This window comes from Trebonia sp. (assembly GCF_049794275.1).
GTDB lineage: Bacteria > Actinomycetota > Actinomycetes > Streptosporangiales > Streptosporangiaceae > Trebonia.
Map to the genome: position 1 here is coordinate 1 of NZ_JBARCR010000232.1, position 5,055 is coordinate 5,055.

General features: G+C 69.9%; 5 protein-coding genes. All 5 read left to right on the forward strand.

Translation table 11 applies throughout. The features are described 5' to 3' along the window. The coding region (locus WA805_RS06735) for a response regulator transcription factor (protein ID WP_425241902.1) at positions 1 to 274 on the forward strand (274 nt) is incomplete at its 5' end. 110 nt (positions 275 to 384) lie between these two features. Continuing rightward, positions 385 to 2,574, forward strand: a complete 2,190-nt coding sequence (locus tag WA805_RS06740) for an MMPL family transporter (RefSeq protein ID WP_422289753.1) — start codon at positions 385 to 387, stop codon at positions 2,572 to 2,574. Continuing rightward, positions 2,567 to 3,592: an agmatinase gene (gene speB / locus WA805_RS06745; RefSeq protein ID WP_425241903.1), complete on the forward strand. Its 1,026-nt coding sequence runs from the start codon at positions 2,567 to 2,569 to the stop codon at positions 3,590 to 3,592. The genes WA805_RS06740 and speB overlap by 8 nt, the downstream gene beginning before the upstream one ends. Positions 3,593 to 3,947: 355 nt before the next feature. Next, on the forward strand, positions 3,948 to 4,409 hold the full coding sequence (locus tag WA805_RS06750) for a DUF3237 domain-containing protein (protein ID WP_422282307.1): 462 nt from the start codon (positions 3,948 to 3,950) through the stop codon (positions 4,407 to 4,409). An 11-nt stretch (positions 4,410 to 4,420) separates the two neighbouring features. Further along, positions 4,421 to 4,885: a hypothetical protein gene (locus tag WA805_RS06755; protein ID WP_422282309.1), complete on the forward strand. Its 465-nt coding sequence runs from the start codon at positions 4,421 to 4,423 to the stop codon at positions 4,883 to 4,885. The last annotated feature ends 170 nt before the right edge of the window (positions 4,886 to 5,055 follow it).

A 5,055-nucleotide genomic window follows, 5' to 3' on the forward strand; every position in this document is an offset into this window, starting at 1 on the left:
GTTCACGTCCGGCCGAATGGCCGCTCCCGCGCCTAGCCGGCCGGGACCGCCGCCCCCGCCGGGCCTCGCCGCCCTCACCGAACGCGAACGCGAGGTCGTGTGCCTGGTCGCGGCCGGGCTCTCCAACGACGAGATCGCCACCAAGCTCACGGTCAGCCCGCTCACCGTGAAGACCCACGTCAGCCGGGCGATGACCAAGCTCTACGCCCGCGACCGCGCCCAGCTGGTGGTCCTCGCCTTCGAGCACGGCCTAGTCGCCCGCCCCGCCGGCTAGCCCGGCGGGGCCGCGTACTACGGGCGGAGTACGCCGGGTGACTACCCGGCGCGGTTAAGTGCCTTCCGCTGTACGACGCGGTTGAGGGGCCGATTCGCGAGGCTTGCGGTATGCAGACGGGAGATGGCCTGCTCGGCGGCCTTGGCCGAGCCTGTTACCGGCACCGGAAGGCGACGCTGCTCGCGTGGCTGGCCGGGGTGGCGGTGCTGATCACGCTGTGGATGCGGTTCGGCGCCGCGGCGGACAACTCATTCACCGGCGCCGACCCGGGGCAGACGCTGCTCAACCAGCACTTCGCCCGGCAGTCGGGAGACTCGCTGACGCTCGCGATCAGCTCAGCGCAGCCGGTCACCGCGCCCGCGGTGCGGGCGCAGGTCGCGAGCGCGCTCGTTCCGTTCGAGCACGCGCCGCACGTCACCGCGGTGACCGACCCGTACACGACACCGGGGCACGTGTCGCGGGACGGCCACATCGCCTACGCCACCGTGCAGTTCAGCGTCTCAGGGAACAGCATCTCCTCCAGCGAGACGTCGATGCTGATGAACGACGCCACCAGGGCCAGCGGGCACGGCGTGACGTTCAGCCTCGGCGGGGACGTGGTGGATCTCGCCGAGACGCCCTACGGCGGGCCTGACAACGGCATCGGGGTCGGGGCGGCGATGCTGGTACTGCTGATCGCGTTCGGCTCGCTGCTGGCGATGGGGCTGCCGGTGGCGACCGCGCTGTTCGGCATCGGCGGCGGCCTGTCGCTGATCGCGCTGCTCGGCCACATCTTCCCCGCGCCATCGTTCTCCCCGATCGTCGCGGCGCTGATCGGCCTCGGCGTCGGCGTGGACTACGCGCTGTTCATCCTCACCAGGTTCAGGACAGAACTGCACGGCGGACGCGAGCCGCAGGAGGCGGCCGTCACCGCGATGCGGACCGCCGGGGTCTCCGTGCTCACCGCGGGCACCACGGTGGTGATCGGCATGCTCGGGCTGCTCGTGCTGCGCCAGTCGCTGCTCAACGGGGTGGCGGTCGCGGCGGCGGCCACGGTGGCCATGACCGTGCTCGGAGCGCTGACCTTGCTGCCTGCCCTGCTCGGGTTCACCGGGACGCGGCTCGGCAAGGCCACCATCCTGGAAAGGCGGAGGAACCGCCGGGAGGCGCGGAAGGGGACAAGAGGCGGTCGCTCACGTTCGGAAAGATGGGCCTTGTTCATCCAGAAGCACAAGGTGATGGCAGCGCTGTCCGCGACCGCGTTCATCCTGCTGCTGGCCGCCCCCGTGCTCACGATGAAGCTGTCGTTCCCCGACGAGTCGGCGCAGGCGCGGGGCACGATGGGGTACGCGAGCTACGCGGCGATGGCGCGCGGGTTCGGGCCGGGGTTCGACGCGCCGCTGATCGTCGCCGCGGCGCTGCCCTCCGCCGGAGCCGCGGCTGATATGACGCGCGTCGAGACCGCGGTGGCCAGGACGCCGGGCGTCGCCGCCGTGACCCCGCCGGTGGTCAGCAGGGACGGGCAGGCCGCGCTGCTCATCGCCTACCCGGCCACCGGGGCGCAGGACGCGGCGACCAACGCGCTCGCCAACACGATCTCCGGCCAGGTGCTGCCGGAGGCGACCGCGGGGACCGGCATCCACGCCTACCTGACCGGGCCGAACGCCGCAAACGTCACGTTCTCGAACCTCATCGGCCAGCGGCTGCCGTGGCTGATCGCCTCCGTCGTGGGGCTGTCGATGCTGCTGCTGCTGTACGTGTTCCGTTCGGTCGTGATCGCGGTCAAGGCCGCGGTGATGAACCTGCTGTCCATCACGGCGGCGTACGGCGTGCTGACGGCGGTGACGCAGTGGGGGTGGGGCGGACGGCTGTTCGGCTTCCCCGAGCCGATGCCGGTGACGACCTGGGTGCCGGTGTTCCTGTTCGTGATCCTGTTCGGGCTGTCGATGGACTACGAGGTGTTCCTGCTGTCCAGGATCCGCGAGTCCTACCTGGTGTCCGGGGACAACGCCGCGGCGGTGGTGTCCGGGCTAGCGTCCACCGCGCGGGTGATCACCGCGGCCGCGGCGATCATGGTGGTCGTGTTCCTGTCGTTCGACCTGACGCCCGACCCGGGGGTGAAGCAGGTCGGGCTCGGGCTCGCCGTCGCGGTGCTGATCGACGCGACCGTCGTCAGGCTCGTCCTGGTGCCCGCGGTGATGGAGATGCTGGGCAAGGCGAACTGGTGGATGCCGCGGTGGCTGGCTAGAGTGATGCCCGCTCCGCAACCGAGCAGCCACCAGGCCACCGAGCCGCTGCTGAAGACGGGAAACCATGCCTGAACCCGAGATGACCCCGGCCATGTACGGGCCCGACATCACCTTCGCCGGAGTGCCGCGGACCTCGCTGTCGGAACTCCCCGAACTGGACATCGTCTTCGTCGGCGCGCCGTTCGACGGCGGGACCTCGCACCGGCCCGGCACCCGGTTCGGACCGCAGGCCATTCGCGGCACCGACTACCTGCCGCACGACGCCTCCCGGCCGCACCTGGCGCTCGGCGTCGACCCGCTGCAGGAGCTGCGGGTGGCGGACGCGGGGGACGTGGTGATGCCGTCCGGGGAAACCGGGAAGTCGCTCAAGCGGCTCGAAGACGCGGTTCTCGCGGTGGCGGCGTCGGGGGCGATCCCAGTGATCCTCGGCGGCGACCACACGGTCACGTTCCCTGATGCGACCGGCGTGGCCAGGCACGTCGGGTGGGGACGGGTGTCGCTGATCCACTTCGACGCGCACGCGGACACTGGGGACACGCAGTGGGGCTCGCTGTACGGGCACGGCACGCCGATGCGCCGGCTGATCGAGTCCGGCGCGGTGCGCGGCGACCGGTTCCTGCAGATCGGGCTGCGCGGATACTGGCCGGAGCCGCCAACGCTGGCCTGGATGGCGGAGCAGCGGATGCGGTCCTTCGAGATGACCGAGGTGGTGACCCGCGGGCTCGACGCGTGCCTGACGGAGGCGTTCGAGATCGCGGTGGACGACTGCGACGCGGTGTTCCTGTCGGTGGACGTGGACGTGGTGGACCCGGGGATGGCGCCGGGAACCGGCACCCCGGAACCCGGCGGCCTGACCGGGCGGCAACTGCTCGACGCGGTGCGCCGCATCGCGATGGAGCTGCCGCTGGCCGGTATCGACGTCGTGGAGGTCGCGCCGCCGTACGACCACGCGGAGGTGACCGGCTTCCTCGCCAACCGCGTGGTGCTCGAGGCGCTGTCCGGGATCGCCTGGCGCCGCCGGTCGCTGGCCGCCGACCCGGCGCGCCCGGCGCGCCGCCCGGAATCGCCGCTCCTCGACGGCCGCGGCTGAGCGCATTGCCGCCTCTTGCCCCATGATCACGGAAATGCGGTGCACGGGCCGGCTCGCCGCAGAACCATCTGCCACGTCCGCCGCACCAGACACGCCGCATGCGTGGCCTGCTCTGCCTTCCCGTCGCGGATGACGGCCCGCGCACCCTCCACCCATTTCCGTGGCATAGCTATTCGGCGCGCGCCCATGATCACGAAAGAAAAGTATGCGTATAGGAGATTTTTCCTTCGTGATCATGAAACCCGGAGGGGCAGTGCGCGGGTGAGGTCATGATCACGAATGGTTGTGGTTGCTATGGCGACCACAAGTCTTCGTGATCATGGGATACGCTCACGGTCACTCCGAGGAGGTGGCGATGACCGCGCCTGTGCCTGGGCTTGAGCCGGCGTTCGAGGTGGATGCCCGGCTCGGGCCGCTTGAGGATCACGGTGTGACTCGGGCCGGGCACCGGCGCGTCGTACCGGTCGCCGGCGGCCGGATCAGCGGGCTGTTCGACGCCGAGATCCTGCCCGGCGGGGCGGACTGGCAGATTGTCCGGCCCGACGGCGCCGTCGAGATCGACACCCGGTACTCGGCGCGAACCGCTGCCGGGGAGTATGTCCACTTCCGGACTTCGGGTGTGCGCAGCGGGCCGCCGGAGGTGCTGGAGGCGCTCTTGCGCGGGGAGCCCGTGGACCCGTCGCAGTACTACTTCCGCGTCGCGGTGCACCTGGAGACGTCCGCGCCGCGGCTGGCCATCCTCGAGCAGTCGATCTTCGTGGCGTCGGCGATCCGCGAAGCGAACGCCGTGCGGTACACCGCCTACCGGGTCACCTGAGCGAATCATCCATGCGAGCAAAGCTGGACGTTACTGGGACGATCCTTTTCGTCTGCGCTATCGCCGCCGGGTGCGGCTCGGCGCCGCATCCGGCGGTTTCCGCTAAGCCGGTCTCCGCAAAGCCCGCGCGGACCAGCGCCGGCCTCGTGGCGGTGGCGGAATATCAATCCCCCGAGCAGGCCACGCTTTCCTGGTTCGCCGCGATTAACCAGAAAGACAAGGCCGCGGCCATCGCGCATTTCGAGCCTGCCGCCGTGGGCATGATGAACTGGGGCGACGGAGACACCACCACGTGGCCGACTTTTTCGGCCCTGCACTGCGCGCAAGTCAATCGCAGCGGCGTGACCGCCTCGGTTCACTGCACCTTCTCCGAATCGCAGGCACCGTCAGTCGGCAACCCGGACAGTTTCTGGACCGTCGACCTGAAACGGCAGCCAGACGAGCGATGGCTGATCACGAACTACGGACAGGGATGACGCGGCGCCCGCGGCGTGGCCACGGCCTCAGATGCACTGATCTGGGATGAAGTGCCAGGTCAAGGCCATTATGTGCAGAACTGATAAATGCCGTAGATGGGCCTAGGGGGACAGAAAAATACGGTCTATAGTCAGACCATGCTGGACGTCACCAGGCTCCGCGTGCTGGT

What these genes read in the sequence shown, in the direction of transcription:
- WA805_RS06755 (WP_422282309.1), top strand. Translation starts at nt 4,421, where the DNA reads ATGCGAGCAAAGCTGGACGTTACTGGGACGATCCTTTTCGTCTGCGCT.
- speB (WP_425241903.1), top strand. Translation starts at nt 2,567, where the DNA reads ATGCCTGAACCCGAGATGACCCCGGCCATGTACGGGCCCGACATCACC.
- WA805_RS06750 (WP_422282307.1), top strand. Translation starts at nt 3,948, where the DNA reads ATGACCGCGCCTGTGCCTGGGCTTGAGCCGGCGTTCGAGGTGGATGCC.
- WA805_RS06740 (WP_422289753.1), top strand. Translation starts at nt 385, where the DNA reads ATGCAGACGGGAGATGGCCTGCTCGGCGGCCTTGGCCGAGCCTGTTAC.